The sequence below is a fragment of the Roseibium sp. genome (assembly GCF_965216085.1).
Lineage (GTDB): Bacteria > Pseudomonadota > Alphaproteobacteria > Rhizobiales > Stappiaceae > Roseibium.
The window spans coordinates 2,334,882-2,358,868 of sequence record NZ_OZ244138.1; the positions used below are offsets into that span (position 1 = coordinate 2,334,882).

The 23,987-nt window shown below is 53.0% G+C and carries 20 protein-coding genes and 1 pseudogene; 15 read left to right on the top strand and 6 right to left on the bottom strand.

The window, feature by feature from the left end:
• Positions 1-8: 8 nt before the first annotated feature.
• Positions 9-1,028 (top strand): multicopper oxidase family protein, encoded by a 1,020-nt coding sequence (locus ACOOFE_RS10815; protein WP_420415565.1) that lies wholly within the window; start codon positions 9-11, stop codon positions 1,026-1,028.
• Positions 1,029-1,364: 336 nt separating this feature from the next.
• Here the strand turns inward: ACOOFE_RS10815 and ACOOFE_RS10820 are convergent, their stop codons facing one another.
• Positions 1,365-2,096: an acyltransferase family protein gene (locus tag ACOOFE_RS10820; protein ID WP_420414919.1), complete on the bottom strand. Its 732-nt coding sequence runs from the start codon at positions 2,094-2,096 to the stop codon at positions 1,365-1,367.
• 50 nt (positions 2,097-2,146) lie between these two features.
• Entirely contained in the window at positions 2,147-2,482 is a 336-nt protein-coding gene (locus tag ACOOFE_RS10825) for an acyltransferase family protein (protein ID WP_420414920.1), read from the bottom strand.
• 566 nt (positions 2,483-3,048) lie between these two features.
• On the opposite strand from ACOOFE_RS10825, the gene ACOOFE_RS10830 reads away from it, so the two are divergent.
• Together ACOOFE_RS10830 and ACOOFE_RS10835 are read left to right on the top strand one after the other, a co-directional pair.
• Positions 3,049-4,665: a DUF3369 domain-containing protein gene (locus ACOOFE_RS10830; RefSeq protein ID WP_420415566.1), complete on the top strand. Its 1,617-nt coding sequence runs from the start codon at positions 3,049-3,051 to the stop codon at positions 4,663-4,665.
• A 55-nt stretch (positions 4,666-4,720) separates the two neighbouring features.
• Complete coding sequence (locus tag ACOOFE_RS10835; RefSeq protein ID WP_420414921.1) at positions 4,721-5,878, top strand: PAS-domain containing protein; 1,158 nt, start codon at positions 4,721-4,723, stop codon at positions 5,876-5,878.
• A 242-nt stretch (positions 5,879-6,120) separates the two neighbouring features.
• On the opposite strand, the gene gltA is transcribed toward ACOOFE_RS10835, so the two are convergent.
• Together gltA and gltX are read right to left on the bottom strand one after the other, a co-directional pair.
• Entirely contained in the window at positions 6,121-7,416 is a 1,296-nt protein-coding gene (gene gltA / locus ACOOFE_RS10840) for a citrate synthase (protein ID WP_141186454.1), read from the bottom strand.
• Between the two features lie 228 nt (positions 7,417-7,644).
• A pseudogene (gltX, locus tag ACOOFE_RS10845) lies at positions 7,645-9,068 on the bottom strand (glutamate--tRNA ligase).
• Between the two features lie 133 nt (positions 9,069-9,201).
• Between gltX and ACOOFE_RS10850 the strand changes: the two are divergent.
• Positions 9,202-11,634, top strand: coding sequence for a ComEC/Rec2 family competence protein (locus tag ACOOFE_RS10850; protein WP_420414922.1), 2,433 nt, complete (start codon positions 9,202-9,204; stop codon positions 11,632-11,634).
• A 52-nt stretch (positions 11,635-11,686) separates the two neighbouring features.
• Here the strand turns inward: ACOOFE_RS10850 and lexA are convergent, their stop codons facing one another.
• Complete coding sequence (lexA, locus tag ACOOFE_RS10855) at positions 11,687-12,403, bottom strand: transcriptional repressor LexA (RefSeq protein WP_420414923.1); 717 nt, start codon at positions 12,401-12,403, stop codon at positions 11,687-11,689.
• Positions 12,404-12,787: 384 nt separating this feature from the next.
• On the opposite strand from lexA, the gene ACOOFE_RS10860 reads away from it, so the two are divergent.
• Both ACOOFE_RS10860 and ACOOFE_RS10865 read left to right on the top strand, forming a co-directional pair.
• On the top strand, positions 12,788-13,051 hold the full coding sequence (locus ACOOFE_RS10860) for a hypothetical protein (RefSeq protein ID WP_420414924.1): 264 nt from the start codon (positions 12,788-12,790) through the stop codon (positions 13,049-13,051).
• A 15-nt stretch (positions 13,052-13,066) separates the two neighbouring features.
• Positions 13,067-13,549, top strand: coding sequence for a hypothetical protein (locus ACOOFE_RS10865; RefSeq protein ID WP_420414925.1), 483 nt, complete (start codon positions 13,067-13,069; stop codon positions 13,547-13,549).
• A gap of 112 nt (positions 13,550-13,661) precedes the next feature.
• Here ACOOFE_RS10865 and ACOOFE_RS10870 read toward each other — a convergent pair whose 3' ends face one another.
• Positions 13,662-14,321: a GntR family transcriptional regulator gene (locus tag ACOOFE_RS10870; protein WP_420414926.1), complete on the bottom strand. Its 660-nt coding sequence runs from the start codon at positions 14,319-14,321 to the stop codon at positions 13,662-13,664.
• Positions 14,322-14,519: 198 nt separating this feature from the next.
• Between ACOOFE_RS10870 and ACOOFE_RS10875 the strand changes: the two genes are divergently transcribed.
• The 9 genes from ACOOFE_RS10875 (at position 14,520) to ACOOFE_RS10915 (ending at position 23,980) form a co-directional block, all read left to right on the top strand.
• Entirely contained in the window at positions 14,520-15,608 is a 1,089-nt protein-coding gene (locus ACOOFE_RS10875) for a Gfo/Idh/MocA family protein (RefSeq protein WP_420414927.1), read from the top strand.
• 94 nt (positions 15,609-15,702) lie between these two features.
• The gene (dctP, locus tag ACOOFE_RS10880; RefSeq protein ID WP_420414928.1) at positions 15,703-16,713 is read left to right on the top strand and encodes a TRAP transporter substrate-binding protein DctP; all 1,011 of its coding nucleotides are present in this window, start codon (positions 15,703-15,705) and stop codon (positions 16,711-16,713) included.
• Positions 16,714-16,743: 30 nt separating this feature from the next.
• Complete coding sequence (locus ACOOFE_RS10885) at positions 16,744-17,304, top strand: TRAP transporter small permease (protein ID WP_141187604.1); 561 nt, start codon at positions 16,744-16,746, stop codon at positions 17,302-17,304.
• Positions 17,301-18,596 carry a TRAP transporter large permease gene (locus ACOOFE_RS10890; RefSeq protein ID WP_141187603.1) on the top strand — a complete coding sequence of 432 codons (1,296 nt, stop codon included), beginning with the start codon at positions 17,301-17,303 and terminating at the stop codon, positions 18,594-18,596. Before ACOOFE_RS10885 ends, ACOOFE_RS10890 begins: the two co-directional genes overlap by 4 nt.
• Positions 18,596-20,482, top strand: coding sequence for a bifunctional sugar phosphate isomerase/epimerase/4-hydroxyphenylpyruvate dioxygenase family protein (locus ACOOFE_RS10895; RefSeq protein ID WP_420414929.1), 1,887 nt, complete (start codon positions 18,596-18,598; stop codon positions 20,480-20,482). Before ACOOFE_RS10890 ends, ACOOFE_RS10895 begins: the two co-directional genes overlap by 1 nt.
• Positions 20,479-21,351 (top strand): shikimate dehydrogenase, encoded by an 873-nt coding sequence (locus ACOOFE_RS10900; RefSeq protein WP_420414930.1) that lies wholly within the window; start codon positions 20,479-20,481, stop codon positions 21,349-21,351. The genes ACOOFE_RS10895 and ACOOFE_RS10900 overlap by 4 nt, the downstream gene beginning before the upstream one ends.
• Positions 21,348-22,160 (top strand): citryl-CoA lyase, encoded by an 813-nt coding sequence (locus ACOOFE_RS10905; protein WP_420414931.1) that lies wholly within the window; start codon positions 21,348-21,350, stop codon positions 22,158-22,160. Before ACOOFE_RS10900 ends, ACOOFE_RS10905 begins: the two co-directional genes overlap by 4 nt.
• The gene (locus ACOOFE_RS10910) at positions 22,150-23,334 is read left to right on the top strand and encodes a Gfo/Idh/MocA family protein (protein WP_420414932.1); all 1,185 of its coding nucleotides are present in this window, start codon (positions 22,150-22,152) and stop codon (positions 23,332-23,334) included. The genes ACOOFE_RS10905 and ACOOFE_RS10910 overlap by 11 nt, the downstream gene beginning before the upstream one ends.
• Positions 23,324-23,980: a hypothetical protein gene (locus ACOOFE_RS10915; protein WP_420414933.1), complete on the top strand. Its 657-nt coding sequence runs from the start codon at positions 23,324-23,326 to the stop codon at positions 23,978-23,980. The genes ACOOFE_RS10910 and ACOOFE_RS10915 overlap by 11 nt, the downstream gene beginning before the upstream one ends.
• Positions 23,981-23,987: the final 7 nt, after the last annotated feature.

Here is a 23,987-nt window from a genome sequence, read left to right on the forward strand (position 1 = left end):
TGGCAGGAATGATCATCATTGATGACGACGAGGTCGATTCGGTGGATTTGCCGAACCGGTACGGCATTGATGACTTGCCGGTTATCCTTCAAGACCGGACCTTTGATAGCAACGGCCAGTTCGTGTATGAGCCGGAAAATGCAGATGAGGACGGCTGGTTCGGGGACACCGTTCTTATCAACGGAGCTGTTGCGCCGGTCGTTGCAGAAGTGCCCGCCGGTAAAGTGCGGCTTCGGCTTTTGAATGGGGCCAACGCCCGTTTTTATATCGTTGCCTTTGCAGACAATCGGACGTTTTACAAGATTGCGACAGACGGCGGTCTTCTGGAGGCTCCGGTTCCCCTAAAAACCATGGAAATGTCGCCGGGCGAGCGCTGCGAAATCATTGTTGACCTGTCCAGCGGTGCGCCGGCCGAATTGCTGACCTTGTTTGAAGATGAAATCGACGCGGATGAAGAGGGTGTTGTCAGCAACCTGCAGGCCCTTTTGCGTGGCTCCGATACGCGTACACCGGTGGCATCCCTGACTTTGAATGTAGACCAAAACCTTCCTGCACATACGGCTCCATTGCCGGAGAAAATGGCTACAATTGCCCGCCCCCTAGAGCACCAAGTAAAGAACCGGCGGGACTTTGTACTCGATATGGACAATGGCGGCGATCACCAAGGGCATGGCGGGCACGCTCATATGGATATGACCATCAATGATGCTGTGATGGACATGAATGTCATCAACGAGCGGGTTAAGTTGGGCGTATGGGAGCGATGGCGGGTCCGGTCCAACCAGGGCGCTCATCCGTTTCATGTCCACGGGTGTTCTTTCCTAATTGAGCAGATGGAAGGAGCAGCGGTGACACCGGATCAACAAGGCTGGAAAGATACCATTGTTCTCGACGACGACGATTGGTCAGAATTTGTCGTTCAGTTCAATCACGAAGCAACGGAAAAATATCCCTATATGTACCATTGCCATATTCTGGAACATGAAGATCGCGGCATGATGGGCCAGTTCACCGTTTTCCGGTCGTAGGCTTAGCCAGATTTACTGAAAGTCTGCAGGGCCGGCGCACACGGCGAACACTCAGACAAACCGCGATCGATATTAGGAAGCCCCGGATCAAGGATCCGGGGCTTTTTGTATTTGTGTTCACTAAGGCGTGCCGTAGGCCGATCGCGGTGTAACCCCGCCCTTCCGAAAGCCACATCCAGCGAAGGCTGCAGCCGGAGGCGTGGCGGGGAGGTGAGGAGAGCTCCAAGCCGGAACGTGAAGGTATTGGCTCTTTCTTGGCCAGCAAAGGGGTAGGGCAATTGCAGCAGTATGCGCCGAGTACGGCAACCGGAGCAGGTCACTCAGTGAGCAGGTACATTAATGTGGTGACCTGTTGAAATTGATCCCGGAGGCCGCATCGCTAACTGATTTCCGTTGCAAGGACAGCAGCAGTCTCTGCAAAGATGAGCGATGGTTCAGAGCAGGGCGTTCGATAAGGCGCCATGACAAGAAAGCCAGGGGACTGACGGTCAGCAGTGTCAGGATGACGTTCATCAGAATCGGATAAGGGCCTGACCATAAAACCAGCCACATTTGTTGAATTGGAAATCCCATAAGATAGATCCCGTAGGACAGGTCTTCCCGATTTGTGAGCCTGCCGAACCATCCAAAATCAACGGACCCTATCCAGAAAGTTAGACAGGCAACGGCAAGGATTTCTGTAACGGGCGAAAGGGGTGTTCCAAGCAGAATAACAGACCCGACAATCACCAGGACAGCGCGTAGGAACGAAACCGAAAGGTGTTTCCTGAATATCCAGCTTGCGACACCAAGATAAAATGCAAAGAAGAAGCGCGCGAAGTGATCGACCAGCAATCCGGCGTTTTGGCTCGACCTAATGATCAAAACGCTGGCGGATAGTGCGAGAATGACCGCGACGATTTTCTTGCGGTCGCCAAAATAGATGCCGAGCGCTGAAACAAGTGGGATCGTTAGATAACAAATGACCTCGTAACGAATGGTCCAGACCGTTGCCAAAACATATCGTTCATCCGGATTCTCAATAAAAATACCCGGAAGGGTTCCGCCGCCATCAAGCGCGACCACCACTCTGAGGAAGAGCGAAATGGTTTCCCAGGACGTTAGAAACGCCTGAAGACTCAGCTGATTTGTGCAAAGGCCGCGATGGCAATGGTGGTTATCGTCACAACAAACAGCGCGGGGAATATGCGCAGAAACCGGCCGCAGAGAAAATGGATGAGGTTAGGCTGCCGGTTCCAACTCGCTGCAATCAGAAAACCCGACAACACAAAAAACGCATTTACAGCGTGACCGCCGAGGGAAAAGCTGGTGAGTGACGCGAGCGGATCTGCAAGTTCGCTTCGCCGTGACAAGATGAATGCATGAGAAACTATTACAGCCGTCGCAGCAAAAAGCCGCACGACCCCAAAGTTATTGCAATCTCTTTGGATAAGGGTGTCGAGTGATCGGTTCATTTGGACCCAAAATGTTCTTTGCCACACACTACAAAGGAATTTGGGGCTTTTGTTAATTTGCTTAATATATCGTTAACGGTGCCGGTAGAGTGTCGGAAGTATTGTATATTTTCAAGGGGTTGAGTGGTTTTTGGACTTAGGCAATCAACAGCTTGAACAATCAGTCACATGGGTGTTGGACTTCAAATCAGCAGTTTGTTTTCATAACAAAAAACCCCGGATCAAGGATCCGGGGCTTTTCATTTGATCTCTTCGTCCGCTCAGTCGCTACGGTATTCGTTCAATTTTTGTATTCAACGCTAATGGACCAAAAATGGTGTCCAGAAAACAAATGATTATGCTCAAGATAGGTGAGTAGGGTAGTAATAGTACTTCTGACAATGTTGATATTTCGAGGTAATTAGATGGTATTTTTTTGGTAATATTGCATAATGATGTAAGGAAACTGGATATGAGTGTGGGTATAATTTAATTTTAACTGATGAAACGCTAAGATTTACCTTGGAAAGAACACGCTGCTTGCATTTCGAAGCACCTGCGTTGTCTCAAGGCATGACAGCTAAGTGATGGAGAAATCGGGATTGGAAAATTCTCCAAAAAGTTCAGCGCTCAAAGATACTGAAAACAAGCCACTATTTGCCAAGGCTACAAAGTCTCCCTTGTTTAAAGGCAAGCCCGATAGATCAGTTTCCACAGCAACGAACTCCAAGAAGAAATGGAAGATTGCCATCGTCGATGACGATGAGCAGGTGCATCAGGTTACCGAGTTGGCTCTATCCAATTTCTCGTTTCATGGTGATGGTTTGGAATTTGTTCACGCCTATTCGGGAGTTGAAGCTAAAGAACTGTTTCAAAAGCATCCGGACGTATCAGTGTTGTTGCTTGATGTGGTGATGGAGAGTGAGCACGCGGGCCTGGAATTTGCCAAATATATTAGGGAGGAAATTAAAAACTATCAGGTTCGAATAGTCCTGCGAACAGGGCAGCCTGGTCAGGCTCCGGAAAGTCGGATCATATCTGACTATGACATCAACGATTACAAAGAGAAAACGGAGCTGACAGCTCAAAAACTTCATACATTGATATTCTCTTGCCTACGTTCATATCGAGACATTATGGCCTTGGAGCGCAACAAGCGAGGGCTTGAGCACGTTATCTCTGCATCTCAGGATATATTTAAGCTCGGGTCGATTTCGACCTTCGCAGAAGGGGTCATCGAACAAATCAGCTCTCTCCTTTATGCGGACCAGAGCGCATTAATCTGTGGGCTGAATGGACTGGTTTCCCATGAAAACCGGGCTGGCATAACTTTCATTGCAGGTACTGGTGAGTTTGCCAAGAAACAAGGTAATGATCTCGATGATTTCTTACCCGGGCATGTGATTAAGCAATTAACTTGTATCGATGATGATGTTGGTAGTTTAGAAGTGAATGATCTATTTATATCCTACTTGACCACTAAAGATGGACACCGGAACCTACTAATAATTTCAGGAGTGAAATATAATCATCCTTCGGAAAGAAAGATGATGAATTTAATTTGTCAAAACGCCCTTATAGCGTTCGACAATTTGAATCTGAGAGTTGAAATTGAGGAGACGCAGAGGGAACTCGTTTATCGCCTCGGCGAAGCAGTTGAGACGCGGTCCAAAGAAACCGGAAACCATGTGCAAAGAGTCGCGGAGTTTTCCAAGTTCCTTGCCTTGAAAGCCGGTATGTCCGCGGGAGATGCGGAATTATTGAAGCATGCTTCTCCGATGCATGACCTGGGCAAGATCGGCATTCCAGATTCTATTTTAAATAAACCTGACAAACTCACTGCCGAAGAATGGAAGGTCATGCAGAGCCATTCAGCTCTTGGTGCCCAGTTGTTGGGGGACTCGGATAGAGAAATCTTGAACCTTGGAGCTAGGGTAGCTCTTGAACATCATGAAAAATGGAATGGTACTGGCTATCCGAATGGAAAATCTGGCGAGGAGATCTCGCTTGCTGGTCGGATAACCGCAATTACCGACGTGCTTGATGCGTTGTCACGTGACCGTTGTTACAAAAAAGCATGGCCATTCGACCAGATTGTGGAGTTCTTGTTGGAGGAGAGAGGAAGGCACTTTGATCCGAACTTAGTGGACCTTGTTCTGGAAAATATTGACGAGATTAAAGAAATTCAACGTAGATACCCATGAATGCAAGAGTATTTCATAATATGTCGCTTTTATTATAGAGGGGTAGGGCTTCTTGATGGATGATGAAAAGGAAATTGAGCAAAGCCGTGTTCTTAGAATTGTTACCGAAAATACAAAGCATGGTATTTCCTTTTTTAATAAAGACTTGGTTCTTGTTGCCTGCAATCACAGATTTGCCGAACTACTGCAATTCCCAAGCAAATTCTGTCAGCCCGGGACCCTCATGCGCGACTTGTTTTATTTCAATGCGCAGCGTGGGGAGTACGGCCCGGGTGATATAGATGAACAAGTAAGTCAACGGCTAAAGCTGGCAAAAGAATTCTCTCCTCACAAGTTCGAACGAGTGCGGCCGGATGGGATGATTATTGAAATTATTGGCACGCCGGTAGAAGAAGGCTTTGTATCAACCTACACAGATATTACCGAGTTACGAAAAGCGCAGCGAGATTTGGTTGAAGCCGAAAAAATGGCTTCCCTTGGCTCCTTGGTCGGCGGTGTTGCCCATGAGATAAACACCCCGTTGGGTATCTGCGTAACAGCAGTTTCCTATTTCCAGACCCAAATTGCTGAAATAGGTGCCCTGTTTCGGTCTGGTGAACTCAATGAAGAACACCTTACGTCCTTTCTTTCAACCGCAGAGCAATCAGCCAAGCTTCTGGAAACCAACATGAACAGAGCAGCAATGCTGGTTAAAAGCTTTAAGCAGGTTGCTGTGGATCAAACATCAGAAGAGAAACGGACAATAAATTTACAAAAATACCTTGAGGAAATTCTTGTCAGTCTCAACCCTAAACTGAAGAAAACCAAAATTGAAGTGATATTGGACATTCCTGATGAGTTATCAATGGAGACTTATCCAGGATCTTTGGCTCAGATAGCAACCAACTTAATAATGAACAGCCTCATCCATGGTTTTGAGGGCAAGTCGAACCTCAACGGGACCATTCAAATCTCCGCGCAGCATCAGGATGAGGGTATCCGGATCGAGTACAAGGACACCGGTAAAGGTATGGGGCCGGACGTTCTGGATAAAATTTTCGAACCGTTCTTTACAACAAACCGGGATAGTGGAGGGACCGGTTTGGGTCTCCATATTGTTTACAACATAATCACTCAAAAACTGGCTGGCACCATCGAATGTGAAAGCACAGCCGGGCGGGGGACGAAATTTGTTTTTTCAATTCCATGTCAAGATTTTGGCTCACAATCTTAGGTTCGTGAGCGCCTCGTAAGAACTCAACAGCAGACCTCTGGAAGTGCTGATACATTCCCTGTGTAGGCTTGTAGGGTCCATACAATCAAAGAGACGTTTCTCCCCGGACCTCGGATCATCTTGGAAAGCTAAAAACAATCGACACATAGACCCTTGAGACAAATGGGGCGAATTGACCTTGCGCCAAACAAAAAAGCCCCGGATCAAGGATCCGGGGCTTTTCTTTTTGTCTTTGTGTTCAATCAGCCGAGGCGCTGATCGATCGGAATATAATCGCGTTTTGTTGCACCGGTGTAGAGCTGGCGCGGACGGCCGATGCGCTGGGACGGATCTTCCACCATTTCTTTCCACTGAGCGATCCAGCCGACGGTACGGGCCAGAGCGAACAGCACAGTGAACATGGTTGTCGGGAAACCGAGCGCACGCAGCGTGATGCCGGAATAGAAGTCGATGTTCGGGTACAGCTTCTTCTCAACAAAATAAGGATCGTTGAGCGCGATCTTTTCCAGTTCCATCGCGATGTCGAGCAGCGGATCGTCCTTGATGCCGAGTTCGCCCAGAACCTCGTGACAGGTCTTCTGCATGATCTTGGCGCGCGGGTCGTAGTTCTTATAGACCCGGTGGCCGAAGCCCATCAGACGGAACGGATCGTTCTTGTCTTTTGCCCGTGCAACAAACTCCGGAATGCGGTCAACAGAGCCGATTTCAGACAGCATGTTGAGCGCTGCTTCGTTGGCGCCGCCGTGGGCAGGACCCCAAAGGCAGGCGATGCCGGCTGCGATACAAGCAAACGGGTTTGCACCGGACGAGCCAGCCAAACGGACCGTCGAGGTCGATGCGTTCTGTTCGTGATCGGCATGCAGGATGAAGATACGGTCCATAGCGCGGGCCAGAACCGGGTTCACCTTGTACTCCTCGCACGGAACCGCAAAGCACATGTGCAGGAAGTTGGCTGCATAGGACAGATCGTTGCGCGGATAAACGAACGGCTGGCCGACATGGTACTTGTAGGCCATTGCGGCCATGGTCGGCAGTTTCGCGATCATGCGCAAGGAGGCAACCATGCGCTGGTGCGGATCAGAGATATCCGTGGAGTCGTGATAGAAGGCGGACAGTGCGCCGACTGTGCCGCACAGGATCGCCATCGGGTGGGCGTCGCGGCGGAAACCGGCATAAAACCGGTTCATCTGTTCGTGGATCATCGTGTGGTAGGTCACACGATCTACAAAGTCATCTTTCTGCGCATTCGTCGGCAATTCGCCGTAGAGCAGCAGATAGCAAGATTCTAAGAAGTCACCATGGTCGGCGAGCTGTTCAATCGGATAGCCGCGGTAGAGCAGCGTGCCTTCGTCGCCATCGATGTAGGTGATCTTGGATTCGCAAGATGCGGTCGAGGTGAAGCCCGGGTCGTACGTGAACATGCCAGTGTCCTTGTACAAGGACGCGATGTTCACAACCGACGGTCCGATGGATCCGTCAAGGACGTCGAAATTGTGATCACCACCATCGACGTTGAGCTTGGCGTTGTTGTCGGCCATTCAGAAAACCTCCTGTTTGTTACCCATTGCACCGGCCAGCCGCAGGTCTTGAACCAAGACCTAACGCTTTAGCCAGACAGTGCTGGAGGAATGGTCGCGTCTTGCCTAGCCCATTTGCCGCACTGCCGCAAGCTGGTGCATATAACGCTTTGGTCAAAGACGTTTATGCAGCGGTTTGCGGCAGTGCCGAAGCTTGAAAAATAATGGAAACTCTCGCCTTGACCGTTATCAAGGAGCCTGATCGGCAATCCGCGCCAGGGATTCGTCCCGGCCAAGGGCGATCAGAACATCATAGATACCGGGAGAAGTACCCCGGCCGGTCAACGCGGCGCGCAGAGGCTGGGCAACCTTGCCAAGTTTCAGTTCTTTGCCTTCAGCATAGGCCTTGACCGCGGTTTCCAGCGGCTCAGCTTCCCAGTCTGCGACATCAGACAAAACGCCGTGCAGATCGCCCAAGACCGCGCGGGCGTCGTCAGTCAGGATTTTGACGGCCTTTTCGTCGTTTTCCAGCGGACGCTGGCGCCACAAATAAGATGCGCTGTCGGTCAATTCGACCAGGGTTTTGGCACGTTCTTTGAGGCCGGGCAGGGCGGTGAGCGCCGTTTGGGTATTGCCGGCTTCGGCCAGCCATGCGAGCACATCCGCACCGCCGTCTACATGGGCCAGATAGACCTTCCAATGGTCCAGCAGCTCGCTGTCATCGGTGGCGCGCATATAGTGGCCGTTGAGGTTTTCCAGCTTCTTGAAGTCGAATCGGGCGGCGGACTGACCGACCGCGTCCATGCCGAACCACTGGATCATGTCCTCAAGGGAAATGATTTCTTCATCGCCGTGGCTCCAGCCCAGCCGTGCGAGATAATTGCGCATCGCTTGCGGCAAGTATCCGAGTGCCCGATAAGCTTCCGCGCCAGTTGCACCATGGCGCTTGGAGAGTTTTGCTCCATCCGGACCATGAATTAGCGGAATATGCGCCATCTTCGGCACATCCCAGCCATTGGCATTGAAGATCAGCGTTTGGCGGGCAGCGTTGGTCAAGTGATCAACACCCCGGATGATGTGGGAGATGCCCATATCATGGTCGTCGACGACCACAGCCAGCATGTAGGTCGGTGTGCCGTCGGAACGCATCAAGACAAAATCGTCTAGATCCTTGTTCGGGATCACCACCCGGCCTTGAACCATATCGTCCACGACCGTTTCGCCTTCTTGTGGTGCTTTCAGGCGGATCACCGATCGACGCCCTCAGGTGCCTCAGACGGGTCTTTCTCGCGCCAGGTGCCGTCGTACCGTGGCGGACGGCCTTCAGCACGGGCCTTTTCGCGCATGGCGTCGACTTCTTCTGGCGACGAATAACAGCGGTATGCCGTGCCATTTGACAGCATCTGATCGACAACTTCTTTGTGGCGTTCGACACGGGAAAACTGCGAGATCGGCTCGCCGTCCCAATCCAGGCCAAGCCAGGAGAGGCCATCCATCAATGCGTCAACCGCTTCCTGGGTTGAACGGGCCCGGTCTGTGTCCTCAATCCGCAGCAGCATTTTGCCGCCGTGATGTTTGGCAAAAAGCCAGTTGAACAGCGCAGTGCGGGCGCCGCCGATATGAAGAAACCCGGTCGGGGACGGGGCGAAACGCGTGACGATATCTTGTGCCATGGTGCTTTTTGAAAGTCTCTGTCAGAATGAGGCGGTCCAACCGCCTGACGAATAGTGGCGCGGTCTTAACACAGGCGCGCCCAAGGCAAAATAGGCTTTGCCATGATTGGCAGGTCCGGCGAAGGGAGCAGGGGTGGCGCGTGAAGATGGCACCGGCTTCAACTATTACGGCGAGCGCGGCGCCGGCGCAAAATCCACTGACCCAAATGTAATAGGATCTGGTTCTGGCAACAGGGCATCACAGGACCGGGGATCGCCCTGGGTTGCCTTTTTAAGATCGCGCGATTTCCAAAAACACGACCGCAATAATCAACAGGCTAAAACCCGTTGGGTGCCTGCATCGCACGAGTTGGAGCGCCTGTCGCAAAACCAGGGACTACTGTGGACCGGATTTGCCTTTGCAGGCGGGATACTAATTTACAGCTTGCTGCCGGACGAACCGAGCTGGGTGGTTTTGGCAGTTTTACTAGTCGTGATTTGTAGTGCGGCTGCTGTCCGCAGCCGCCGCTCCGGTTCCTCCAGAAACGGTCTCCTTTTGTTGGCCGCTTTTACTGGGCTTTGTGTGGCAACTTTTCGGACGGCTGCCATAGAGGCGCCCAGACTTCTTGAACCAATGACAGTCGAGCTGCGCGGAGAAGTTCTGGAGCTTCAGCACAGGCAATCCGGCAAGCGGCTTCTTCTAAAAGCGGCTGCGGTCAACGGGCGGACAATTGAGCCTGGTTTGTTTGTTGAACGGGTCCGGTTGCGGGTGCCTGTGAATACCGAAGTTTCTCCGGGCGACTGGGTGCAGCTTCGCGCGCGGTTGTTTCCGCCAATGGGGCCGGTCGTTCCGGGCGGATATGATTTGTCCTTCCGGGCATATTTTCAAAAAATAGGCGCGACCGGGTTTTCATATGGCCCACCGGAAAAAATCAGCGGGCCGCCTCCCACACTCATCCGGCAGGCGGAACGGCACATTGATCATCTGCGCAAGCATCTTGCGCAGCGGATCTCAGCCGTCTTGCCGGAAGGTTCGGAAAAGGCGCTTTCGATCGCGCTTCTCGTCGGAGATCGGAGTGGTATCGACGAAAAAACCGAAGAAAGCCTCAGGGCTGCCGGACTGGCGCACATACTGGCAATTTCCGGGTTGCACATGGCACTTTTTGCTGGTGGCGCCTATGCTGTGTCACTTGGCGTCTTGGCGCTCGTTCCCGGGTTTGCATTGCGCTGGCCGTTGCACAAGGCCGCGGCGCTGTTGGCGCTCGGTGCTGCGGTTTTTTATTTGCTGCTCTCTGGCGCGTCGGTGGCAACCCAGCGGTCTTTCATGATGATCGCTCTGGTTTTTCTGGGCATATTGACCGGGCGGCGCGGTTTGACCCTGCGGACGGCTGCTTTGGCTGGGCTGTTTCTTTTGTTGTTGGCACCAGAAAGGCTGTTTTATCCCGGGTTTCAAATGTCCTTCGCGGCCGTGATTGCTTTGATCGCGGTTTACGACCTTTGGCGGCGCCGTCAAAAGGAAGCTGGTTTTTCGTCTAGACCTCAGACGCTTCCGGCCCGGTTGGGTTTGAGCATCGCTAAATGGGCTGGGGGGCTGTTCGTCACTGCTCTGGTTGCAGGAACTGCGACCGGGATAATCGGTGCTTACCATTTCTCCCGGGTCGCGCCTTTTGGGATCGTCGGGAATATGCTGGGTATGCCGGTGTTTTCTCTGGTTGTTATGCCAATGGGGGTTCTGGCGCTTGTCTTGATGCCCCTTGGCCTCAGTGCTGTGCCGCTGAAGGTGATGAGCGCTGGTCTAGGTATGTTGATTGATGTCGCAACTTTTACCGAAAACCTAGCCCCGGACGTGGGCCAGATCGGAACGTTAGGGGCAGCGCCTGCGGGTCTGTTGATGGCTGCGCTCTTTATCTGTTTGCTCGCACCTGGCCGAATTCGAAGCTTCAGTATGTTTCCCTTGGGGGCCGCCATAACACTTATGACATTGTCGCGCGCGCCCGATATTCAAATCGCGGCGGCAGGGCCGCAACTCGCTGCTCGCGATAGGCAAGGAGATCTGCGCCTCTCCCATGTCCGCAAGTCCTTTGCCGCTGAAATCTGGCTGGAGGGGGAGGGTGAAGGATTGGGGGCGATTAAGTCGCGCAAGATGAGTTCAGCGCAGCGCCGATGTGATCCGGACGGATGTGTGGTGCTCGCATATGCGCTTCAAGGCAAGCGTTACTCGGGTCAGACGCCGCTTAAAATCGGTGTTTCTAAAACGGTGCAGGCTCTTTTCGAAGATTGCCAAAAGGCAGATATTATCGTGACCGACAAAATCGTGCCGGGGACCTGCCAATCGAGCGTGATTTTGGATCGAGTTATGCGGGAAAAAAGAGGGGCAGTTTCGATTTGGTTAGCGCCGCCTGACAGAGCTGATCACGGCTGGCTCGGGAAGCCTGCGGCAGAGCAGGTGGCCAATCATACGCCCGTCAAACCCGGCATCACGCGCGTGACGTATGCCATTCCCCGGTTACCGCGGCCCTGGAACCGGCCAGGCACAATAACCCGCGCCAGTTTGAGGCCAAAAAACAAATCCTCCGCAAAGCCGTAGACCTTGCGGAGGAGCATAATTCCAAAATCTGATAAGCTGAAAAAGACCCGTCTCAATATTGGCGGAACAGGGCCACGAGGCGGCCTTGAACACGCACACGGCCCGGTCCGAAAATACGGGTTTCATAGGCCGGATTGGCCGCTTCCAGAGCGATCGATGCGCCTTTTTTGCGCAGCCGCTTTAAAGTGGCTTCTTCATCATCAACCAGCGCCACGACAATGTCGCCGCTGTCAGCACTGTCGGTCCGCCGGATCAAAACCGTATCGCCGTCCAGGATACCAGCGTCGATCATGGAATCGCCGCGCACTTCAAGCGCATAATGTTCGCCTTTGCCTAGAAGCTCTGGCGGCACACTGATGGAATGGCTGTGTGTCTGGATCGCCTCGATTGGAACACCGGCAGCAATCCGGCCCATAACCGGAATTTCCCTTGCTGCACTTTCAACCGCGGCAGGCGCTGCGACCGGCTCGGGTGCCGGTTTTCCAAGGGAGCCTTCGATAACTTCCGGAGAAAAACTGCCGCGTGGCCGAGGGCTGCCGAGGCCCGGCGCGATCGAATCGGGCAGGCGGACAACTTCCATCGCTCTTGCCCGGTTCGGGAGACGGCGGATAAAACCGCGTTCTTCCAAAGCTGTGATGAGCCGGTGAATACCGGACTTTGACCTCAGATCGAGCGCGTCTTTCATTTCATCGAAAGACGGCGGCACACCAGTTTCCTTCAGTCTTTCATGGATGAACATGAGCAGTTCATACTGCTTGCGCGTCAGCATATCAGCTTCCCCTGAACTTGAGGATCAATTGGTACAAATCAAGAACACCCTACCTGTTCTCATTGTGTTCTGCAAGGGTAAACGTTCTCTTACTGTTCTAATAATCTGATGCAGTTGTCAGAATTGAATGGCATTGGAAGCTATACTTCAGGCCGCAGTTAACTGGCCTCAGTCTGCCAAGTTTGTTTTGGTTTCCATAAATCGTGTTCCTGAACCGGCTCCAATTGTGCCAAGAGGCACACTCTCCGTTATACAGGAGCTTGAGCACCAGCAGGCTACTCGTCCCGTGCATCGCGCCCCTCGTTCTGTGAGAGAAGACGTACTCCACCATCGTGAGATCGCTGAAGTTCGAGATATCTTCATCCGCACAATAGGGAAGTTTTGATGAGCGAAGCATTGAAAAAGGGGGGGACGGGTGCTTTTAGGTTTGTTGACATCTTGGCGAGCCGGGAAATCAGAAAAGCCATGGATGTTGCCCGGGAAATCTCGAATTACCCCGTGCTCACCCGTTCCAAACCGGGCATGGGTAAATCCACTGCCTTGCGGCACCATGCACGGAACCTGAACGCCTATTGTTGTGAGGTCGGGCACGCAGACAAGACCGTCAAGGGTATACTGAATGTTATCATTGAGGCGACCGGCTTTTGAACATCCTATCGTTTTGTGAAAGATCTCAGCGATACAGCTGTGGCGCGCCTGTGTCCGGGGTATCGATCCAAACAACTCTTGATCGTTGATGAGGAGCAAAATCCGGACTTGTCGGCGTTTCGTGAACACCTGTGCATTCATGAAGAAGCTGATTGCGCGCCGGTGCTGAGCGGTAACGACAAACGCTTTGCCAGAACTTGGATTCACGATTCTGCTTTGGACCAGATCGTCAGCCGTTTGGGGTTCCGTGTCGAACTGGGAGTGCCACTGGAAGAAGACTGCAGGGATATCGCTGTGGACTTTAATGGAGAGGGCGCAGAGGCTTATCAGGCCCTTGCTCGCTTTGGCTGTCAGATGTCGTTTTGGGATCTGGTGCGACTTCTGCTTTTTGCTGAAAAGCTGAGGGGCCAATCCGGCGGTATCAGTTTGCACCACCTCAAGGCTGCATTCCTAACTATCTATGGCAGCAAACGGGTTCTGAAAATATTGGTCCGATAGGTTGTAATACTTATCCGAAATCTGATAGTCCGTTTGAGATCCCTAGCGGACGATTATGTGTTTTCCCAGCATCGGCTGCTTTTTGCAGGCAACACTGGAAGCTAAAGACTTCCTATCCCATCGCTGCGAGCGTGTGCTCTACGCCATTGTTAATATGACTTTCGAGCATCTTACAGGCGGCTTTTGTGTCTCTTGCAAGGGCTGCTTCAAACATATCCTTGTGTTCTTTGGCTGCTATTTCACCTCGATAGGTTAATACAAGCATCTGGTAGCGCAGATACTTGTCATACATAATTGCATGCAGCGAAAGCAGGTTGGCGTTGTTGCAAGCCTGGATCATGGCAAGGTGAAATTCCCAGTCATAGCGTTTCCAGGTTTCCTTTTCGCTCTCATCACCAGCGAGCATTTTCTGCTCCATCAGATGCAATTTATGATGCGCGGCCACAAGATTGCCCTCCCAATCTGTGTCGCCGTTTTCGACGGACAGTTTCAAAGCGTGACATTCCAGGAGAACACGAAGCCCTCCGATTTCGACCAAGTCCTCCTTCGAAACGGGTGTCACCCGAAATCCGCGCTGCTCAGGAGCTTCAACAAAACCTTCGCTTGCCAGACGGCTTAAGGTTTCACGCAAAGTCGAGGGACTGGTTGAATAGCGTTGCTTGAGGGCTTCGAGTTTCAGTTTCGAACCGGGCTCGAGTTCGCCGAAGATAATGTCGTGTTTGATCTTCTGATAGGTGCTGGATCCGATTGTCGCGGGTGTCTGCTGTATCATTTTTTTGCCGATTAAATGAAAATCGTCCTGCATTTACCATATTCGATTCTATAGGGCAAATTCCAGAAATATAAGTAAAAAATAAAAATATCAGATATTATTGCAAATCATATTGTTTGTCCCTAACATCAGCGACATTGATCCGGCGACAGCCGAAAGCTGGCGACCGCACAAGATACAGGTGCATAGGAGCCTTAAGTGCAATCAACTTTACGACTTGCCATTGTCGGTCTCGGCTTGGTGGGCAAACGTCACGCAGATGCGATAGCTCTTGTTCCGGATGTTGAACTGGTCGCAGTGGTCGATCCGAACGAAAGTGGCCAAGATGCCGCTGTGGGAATGGGAGTCCCGTGTTTTGAGACAATTGATGGCATGTTTAAGAGCGTCCAGTTGGATGGTGTTATTCTTGCAACACCGACGCTTTTACATATCGAACAGGCGATCACATGTATCGAAAACAAATGTCCTGTTTTGGTTGAAAAGCCGATTGGTGCTTCCGCAAAGGAAGCTTTAGCGCTTGTGCAGATGGCCAGAGCTCGGGACATACCGCTTCTTGTCGGTCATCACCGGCGGCACAATCCTCTCATTCAGAAGGCAAAGGAAGCTCTCGACAGCGGGTTGATTGGTACTATCCGCGCGGTTCAGGGTACTTGCTGGTTCTACAAACCTGATCACTATTTTGAGGCGGCCCCTTGGCGGAAACGCAATGGAGCCGGTCCGATTTCGGTGAACTTGGTTCATGACATTGATCTGATCCGCTATCTTTGTGGTGAGGTGACTGCGGTGCAGGCCGTTGCTGCCCCCTCTGTCCGAGGATTCGAAAATGAAGATGTTGCAAGCGCAATCTTGGAGTTCAGCAATGGTGTGATTGGAACCATCTCTGTTTCCGACAGTGTGGTGGCGCCGTGGAGCTGGGAGTTTACCTCTCGCGAGAACCCTCAATATCCGCCGATTCCAGAAAGTTGTTACCTCATAGGCGGTTCGGAAGGGTCTCTTTCACTGCCCGATCTTCGGCTCTGGTCACACCTGGAAAGGCAACAAGATTGGTGGACACCACTTTCATCAACGACATTAACGCGCGCGGCATCTGATCCTCTCGTCAACCAGATCGCTCATTTCAAGGACGTGATTATGAAGAAAGCGATCCCGCTTGTTTCCGGGGAGGAAGGATTGCGAACACTAGAGGTGATCGAAACCATTCAGCTCTCAGCCAAACACCGCACCCGGTTGGATATTCGAGATCTCACCGCTTCGGATGTGGGGGCGTATCGGACAGTAGTTTCATAAAATATCCGATATTTTTAAAAATATCTTGCAAAACAAAAATAGTCAGGCATGCTCAAAATTGAACAGTGAATATTGAAATCTCAAGGAGGAAGAGATGATCACGTATTTTACGCGCCGGGCCGCGCTTTCGGCTTTTGTTGCCGCTGGGGTACTCGCTGGTAGTTCTGCTGCTGGCTTAGCTGCTGACAAAGTTCAGCTGCGCCTGGCTACATCCGGGTCGGAAACCGATCAACGTTCCGTCGCCATGCGCGATGTATTTGGACCCATGGTGGCCGAATTTGCTGACTACCAGCCGAGTTACAATGGAACCATTTTTGCCCAAGGCACTGAATTGGATGCTATCAGCCGTGGCAATTTGGAGATGTCGATAGCATCAGCCCAGGAGCTTGCGCAGTTTTTTCCTGAGTTTTCAATTTTTACCGCAGGTTATGTCCATCAGGACGCTGCCCATCAGGTAGCTGTCTTCAATGATGAACTGATGGATGCCTTCAAGCAGAAGGCTGAAGAAGAGCTTGGCGTGAAACTCCTGTCAGTGATGTATCTTGGGCGCCGCCAGGTGAACCTCCGGCAATCAAAAGACGAACTAACGGTTAAGACACCAGCAGACCTGGCAGGTGTGAATCTGCGCATGCCTGGCACGGACGCTTGGCAATTCCTGGGCAAGGCGCTGGGAGCATCCCCAACCCCGATGGCATTTGCTGAAGTCTACACAGCCCTTTCGGCCGGGGCGGTCGATGGCCAGGACAATCCACTTCCTACAGTGGTGGATGCAAAGTTTTACGAAGTGACAAATCAGATCATCCTGACGTCGCACCTCGTCGATTTGAACTACATTGCCATGAATGCAGAGGTTTTTAACAATCTGACACCTGACCAGCAGGCTACTGTCCAAGAGGCAGCCGACGCAGCCGCAGAGGCCGGGCGCAAAGCGCAATTGCAAAAAGAACAGGAACTCGTCGCCTTCTTGGAAGAGCAGGGCATGGCGATCTACGAGCCGGATCTTGATGCGTTCCGCAATCAGGTTCAGTCCATGTATCTTGAAAGTGAATTCGCGGCCACATGGCCGGAGGGAGTTCTGGAAAAGATCAACGCACTCGGCAAGTAATCAGGTACTCGTCCCCGCAGGAGAGCTGATATGAAACGCATTTCGACTTGGTTCACCTGCGGGGCTGAAGGGGTCGCCGCGGCCATGCTGGCGGCGATGTTCTTCACCTTTTTGCTTCAGATATTCTCCAGGTATGTGCTTGTCACACCATTTGGATGGACACTTGAACTCTGTCTGATCCTGTGGGTTTGGATTGTGTTTTTCGGCAATGCTTTCATCGTGCACGAGAAAGACCACGTCACCTTCGACATACTCTATCTGGCGATGCCTCGCCGCGGCCAAAAAACCCTTGCCCTGATCGCTGCTGCATCCATTGTTGCCGGAATGGCTTGGTCCTTCCTGCCGACTTGGGACTACATCGACTGGATGAAAATCCGGAAGACCACAACAGTTGAAAATCCGCTTACTGGCAAGAAAATCCCCTTACGCACGATTTTCTCCATCTACCTCATATTCATGATTGCCATCATTATCCGATATTCTTGGCGCTTTATCGACATTCTGCGCCACGGACCACCAAGCGGCGAGCACGACATTCCCGGGCATGACCATGAACCGCCCTCCATTCAGCACGGAGACGAAGCGGTATGAGTATGGAACTTGCCCTCTGTCTGGTCACCCTCTTCGGGTTAGCCGGGATCGGTACTCCGATTGGATATTCTATAATCCTGGCGTCTCTCGTTTACTTAGGGGCGGCGGATCTAGACCTTGCGTTGGCAGGAGAAAAAATTCTGCAAGGTCTTTATAAGAGTTTCGTTTTGCTGGCTGTGCCGCTTTTCATCGCAGCTGCCAACATCATGAATGCAGGTACGATTTCCGAACGTCTGCTCAGCTTTTGTGTTGCCGCCGTCGGGCGCTTCAAGGGCGGGCTAGGACATGTGAATGTGGTTGCCTCACTTATCTTCTCCGGCATGTCCGGGTCCGCGGTCGCCGATGCGGCCGGGATCGGCAAGATCATCATTGGAATGATGACAAAGGATGGCCGATATTCGAGAGGATATGCTGCGGCAATCACGGCGGCTTCAGCCACGATTGGCCCCATCATTCCGCCGTCAATCCCCATGGTTCTCTATGCACTTGTCTCCAATGCTTCGATCGGAGCGTTGTTCCTGGCCGGAATCCTGCCTGGCCTGGTGATGGGTGCAGTGTTGATGGCCATGAACTACTACCTGGCGAGCAAGCGCGGCTTTGCGCTTGAAGAACCTGTGCCCTTGAGGGAGCTACCCCGGTATACGGCCAACGCGTTTCCCGCGCTGTTGATGCCAGTCATCCTGCTTTTTGGCATCTATGGCGGCGTTACGACCCCGACAGAAGCTGCGGCTGTTGCAGCGCTTTATGCCCTGTTGCTTGCAGGGCTCTTCTACCGGGCTCTGTCGCTGCATGGCCTTTACCGGATCTTTGTCGAGAGCGCCCGCTCGTCAGCAGCAGTTGGTGTCGTCATTGGTGGCGCATTGATCCTCAACTTCGTGGTCATTTCGGAAAACATCCCGGGAATGATGTCTGAGTTTCTTCAGGGCATCGATGTTCATCCGCTGGTGTTCCTGATTGGCGTGAATATTCTCGTTCTCCTTTTGGGATGCATCCTGGACGCGACAACAATCATCCTGGTGATTGTCCCGCTGTTTATCCCAACCTGTAAGGATCTCGGCATCGATCTGGTTCACTTCGGTGTTCTGGTCGTTGTCAATTCAATGATCGGTCTGATTACGCCGCCGTACGGCATCCTGCTCTTTGTCATAAACGCTGTGACCGGCATTCCGTTACGGGAGATCATCTCTGAGGTCTGGGCCTTCCTGGTGGTGCTCATCGGGGCGCTAATCTTGATGATCCTATTCCCGGAAATCGTACTCTTTCTGCCCAGGCTTCTTGGATATGTAGGCTGATGTCCCTCTGCATCTCGACAACATCCATTCCCGGCGACTTGCCGACGAAACTGAGAGCTATTGCCTCAGCTGGCTTCGACAGCGTGGAACTTCACGATCCCGACTTCACCGGCTTTCACGGAACTGCCGGGGAAGTCCGGGAAATTATTTCCGGGCTCGGCTTGAAGGTTGCATTGCTGAAACCGTTTCATGACCTGGAGGGTCAGGCTGACCAGCAAGTCGCCTTCGACCGGCTCGAAGCCAAGTTCGATCTCATGGAAGCCCTGGGAACGAAAATGCTGCTGGTCGGTTCCGCCAGGACCATGCAGACGGGGATCGAGCGGGACAGCATCGTTGAAGACCTCAGCAACGCGGCCGACCGGGCACAAAGGCGTGGATTGAAGATTGCCTATCTCGCGCTTCCCTGGGCGCAAGCTACGACACATGACCTTCAGGCAAGTGAATTGGTCGAAGCCGTTGGGAGCGACAGTTTCGGCCTTGCACTGAACAGTTTTTTTTCGCTTGCCGGCGGTCGTCGACCTGCTGATTTGCGTGATCTGGACCTGTCCGCGCTCTTTCATGTGCAGCTGTCCGACGCCCCGCGGCTCGACACCGATATCCGGATGTTGAAACGTCATTTCGGCCTCCTCCCTGGACTTGGCCGGTTGAATCTCTCCGGTTTTGTGAAAGTCTTGGCACGTAGCGGATACCGCGGACCCTGGTCGATAGCGCGTTTGAATGAGCAGGATCAGGAGGTCCGGGCCGAACAGATCACCCGAGACGGGTATCGTGCTCTTGCCACTTTGCTGGACGACGTTTCAGGCTCGGAACCCGGGCTTGGGCTAGGCACACCTACTCTGCCAGATCGCGGACATGTCCGAGGCTTCGAGTTCATCGAATTTGCCACGGATGACAAAAGCCATCGGCTACTGGCCGGCATTCTCCAATCCTTGTGCTTCAGGATGGAACGGCGACACGTTTCCAAATCCGTAGAACTCTGGCGCCAGGGCGCGATTAACATCGTCATCAATTCTGACCAGACCGGCTTTGCCCATTCCGCCTTTCTAAGTCATGGTCCGTGTGTTTGCGACGTGGGTATGCGTGTTGATGATGCCAGCCAGACTGTCGCAAGGGCGACTGAACTCGGAACAGAACCATTCACGCAAGCAGTTGGTACCGGCGAACTTGAAATCCCCGCAATTCGCGGCGTTGGTGGATCCGTGGTTCACTTTATTGACGAGAAGTCGGATCTTCACCGGGTCTGGGACATCGAGTTCGAACCTGTGAAGAAAACAGCTGCGACACGCCCGGCTGGTCTCCGGAGGGTCGACCATGTCGCCCAGACGATGGCTAGCAGTGAAATGCGTAGCTGGGCGATTTATTACATGACGACATTCGATATGCGTAAATGTGAGATCGTCGATGTCGCCGATCCGGCTGGCGTCGTCCGTTCACAGGCGCTGGAATCCCCGGAAGGGGAACTGCGCCTGAATCTGAACGGGGCAGCCGGGCACCGAACATTTGCTGGCTCATTCCTGGCCGACCAATTCGGAGCTGGGGTTCAGCACATCGCGTTTCTCTCTGACGATATCTTCGAAACATCGAGCATCCTGGATGCTGCTGGTTTTCCGAGGTTGGAAATGCCTCGTAATTACTATGAGGACCTTAAGGCCCGGTTTGGCCTCGATAAGGATCTGGTAGCGGCAATGCGCGCAGCCAGCATTCTATATGACCGGAATGGGGACATGGAGTACTTCCAGATCTACAGCCGCCCAATCTTTAACGGCTTCTTCTTTGAAATCGTCGAACGACGCTCTGGATATCAGGGATACGGTGCGTCGAATGCACCGATCCGCCTGGCTGCCCAGATGCGTCTTCAGCGCGCAGAAGGAATGCCTTTGCGATGAGAGCAGCTCTTCTGGGGGACCATATCGGCCCCTCCTTGACCCCAGCACAACACGAACTCGAAGGAGCCGCGCTCGGGCTCGATTACCGATACTCGCGAATTGATACCGGAGGAAAGAAGCTGTCACCGGCAGATTTAGAACAGTTTCTCGTCGATGCTGAAACAGACGGTCTTGTCGGTCTCAATGTCACGCATCCTCATAAGTCTGCCGTTGTCGAATTTCTCCACCGGCTTGAAGGGCCGGCTAAAGAGCTTGAGACAGCAAATACCGTTGTACTGCGGGCAGGAGAGCGAATTGGCTACAATACAGATTACGTCGGTTTTCGCAGAGCAATTCAAAGCAAAATTGCCTCCATCGCTGGAGACAGTGTCATCATGTGCGGTGCAGGTGGAGCAGGTGCGTCCGTTGCGCTCGCACTTGCCGACTTGGGCGTCGGATCATTGTTCATCATTGATCCAGTCGCAAAACGAGCAAGCGATTTGAAAGTGAGGTTGAAGAAGCTCCGTCCCCGGTTTCAGACCGTTGCGTCTGAAAACGTTGATAGCGTCCCGTTCGATCAAATCTCCGGCGCAGTAAATTGTACGCCCCTAGGTATGGCTTCGCACCCAGGCATGGCGTTTGATCCGGTGCGGTTGAACCGTGCAGCCTGGGTCGCAGATATTGTCTATTTTCCTCGAAAAACGACCTTTTTGAAGCTCGCAGAAGCTCATGGGTGTCAGGTGATGGATGGCACGACAATGGCACTTTGGCAGGCAGTGGAAGCCTTTAGGCTGATTACGGGTCATGAGCCCGAAGCGGAACGCATGAAGGCCACTCTTGAAGGTCTCTTGCAGGAAAACAACAACGAGAACAAGGAAACGGCTGCATGACCACGGATAGCGAGGCAATCCAGAACTGGTGGCGAACCTCCATCATCGACATGGAACCCGGGAAGATCGTTTTCCGCGGAACACCGATCGAGGAGCTGATCGGGACAGTCAGCTTTCCGCAGATGATCTGGCTCATGGTTCGCGGAGGCACGCCCACCGAAGAGGAAGCAAGGCTCTTCGAAGCGGCTCTTGTGGCGGGCGTAGATCATGGACCCCAGGCCCCTTCGATTGCTGCCGGGAGAATGGCGGCTACCTGTGGGCTCGGCCTCAACAACGTCATGGCGACGGGCATCAACATGCTTGGCGACGTTCACGGGGGAGCCGGCGAACAATGCGCTGAGCTCTACTATGATATCGCAGATCGGATGGATGCGGGGGCGCGGCTGGAGACGGCGGTTGTTCAAGGTCTTGATCACTGGCGCTCTGAATACGGCAAGATCGTCTCCGGTTTCGGTCATCGGTTTCACAAGCCGACCGATCCACGTGCCCCTAGGTTGATGAAACTCGTCCGCGACGCGGCAGCAAAAGGAACCGTCCCTGGGCGCTTCGCGGACATAGGAGAAGCGGTACAGGCTGAACTGGGACGTTCGCGCGGCGTGCCGATTGCAATGAACATCGACGGTGCAACGGCTGTGATCTTTTGCGAGTTGGGATTCCCCGTACCTCTTTCCAGAGGATTGTTCTGCCTGTCACGCTCTGTCGGAATTCTCGCCCATGCCTGGGAACAAATGGGCCAGGGCGGGCGCAACAAGGGGCCAATGCCGCCTCGTTTTCTCCCTCAATACGAACCTGAAGACAATGCTGGATGAAAGAGCGAAATCCTTCCGGGTCGGCCTGATTGGATGTGGCCGAATAAGTGACATTTACCTGAAAACGCTTGCAAAGTTTCATGAGATTGACGTGATCGCTTGTGCGAGCCTCGATATTGAGGAAAGCCAGGCGAAGGCGGTGGAATATGGGATACCGAAAGCGTGTCTGCCGGACGAAATCTTTGCAGACGCTGAGATTGACTGTGTGTTGAACCTGACGGTTCCCGCCGCACATGCCGATGTTTCCTTGCGGGCTTTAAAGGCGGGGAAGCATGTCTATTCCGAAAAGCCTTTTGTGACGGATTTCGCGGACGGAGACCGAATTCTGGACGTGGCGGCTTCGAAAGGACTGCTTATAGGGAACGCACCCGACACATTCCTCGGTGGCCGTTGGCAGACCGTCCGATCGCTCATTGATGAGGGTGTGATCGGAAAACCGACCGGTGTCTTTGCGCATGTCGGAACGCACGGCACCGAGCGGCATCATCCCAATCCTGACTTCTACTATGCAAGGGGCGGCGGCCCGCTTCTGGATCTAGGCCCCTATTATCTGACAGCCATGATCTTCTGCCTCGGACCGGTTTCGCGTGTCGCTGGAATGTCCCGCCGAACCTTCGACAGGCGCATGATTGAAAACGGACCGCGCCACGGACAATGGATGCCGGTTGAGGTTAATACCCATTCGTTGAGCCTGCTGGAGTTCGAAAGCGGCGCCATTGGCGACATGACGATGAGTTTCGATATCTGGGACAGTGAAACACCGCGTTTCGAGATCTATGGCGAGGACGGGACCATCTGCATTCCGGATCCCGATCCGGTTCATGGAGCAAATGTCTTTCAAGGTGATGTTCTCTACAGAACCAGGGAGACAGCTCGTTGGACACATCAGCCAAGACCGGTCGGTCGCGACGCCTGGCAAGTTGCCAACAACCGCCACGGCTTTAACGAGGACAGCAGGGGGCTGGGCTTACTCGATCTGGCTCTTGCCGTTTCCGAGGGGCGCGAGCCGCGAGCCAGTGGAGCGCTCGCCTATCACGTCTTCGAGGTGATGGCCGCAATCGAAAAGGCTCCGAGAGAAGGCATTTATCAATCGATTACAAGCCGTTGCGATCGCCCGGAACCCTTGCCCCTGAATTTCAAGAAAGATCTGACCGAGACTTCCCATGCCTGTTGAATACCTTGAAATTGGCGAACCGTTTTTTGGCCTGCGCCACGTGACCGGCGAGGCGGCCTTTCAGCTTGAAGGGCGGGCAATTGTTCTCAATCTCGGCACTGACTCCGTTTTTGTCGAGGGCCAGAAGCTTGCGCCCCTACAGTCGACCATTCTCGAGAGCTGCACGATTTCGGAGATCGAGAAGATCATCGTTATCGATCGGTTCGATGCTGAAGATGATGATGCGGAACTCATGACACGCATCCGAGACAAATGGCCCTCAGCATTCGAAGTGCGAGGTGAAGAGCGATTGCGCGGTGTCGAACATTACATGTCGCCAAAGACCTGGGTGGATAGGATCGGCTTCACCATTTACCACTCTGCCTCCGTTCCACTCAATGTCGGCCTCCACAAGGAGCATCCGTTCTGTCCCGTTCCGGGGTTCCGGGAAGTGCACACACAGATCGTCGGTTTAGGCAAGATGCAACAATGCCGGGAGAAGGACCTCTCCACCCTTTACCTGGAAGAGGTGATGGCACCTGGTCACACGCACCGGCCCATGTTCGACGCAGATGGCAACTACCCATGGCATCAGTTTGAAACAATCACGCCGAGCGTGTTCATGGCAGTGGAGATGCTGCCGGAAGGTGCGCAGGTTCCAGTTTGAGGTGAGG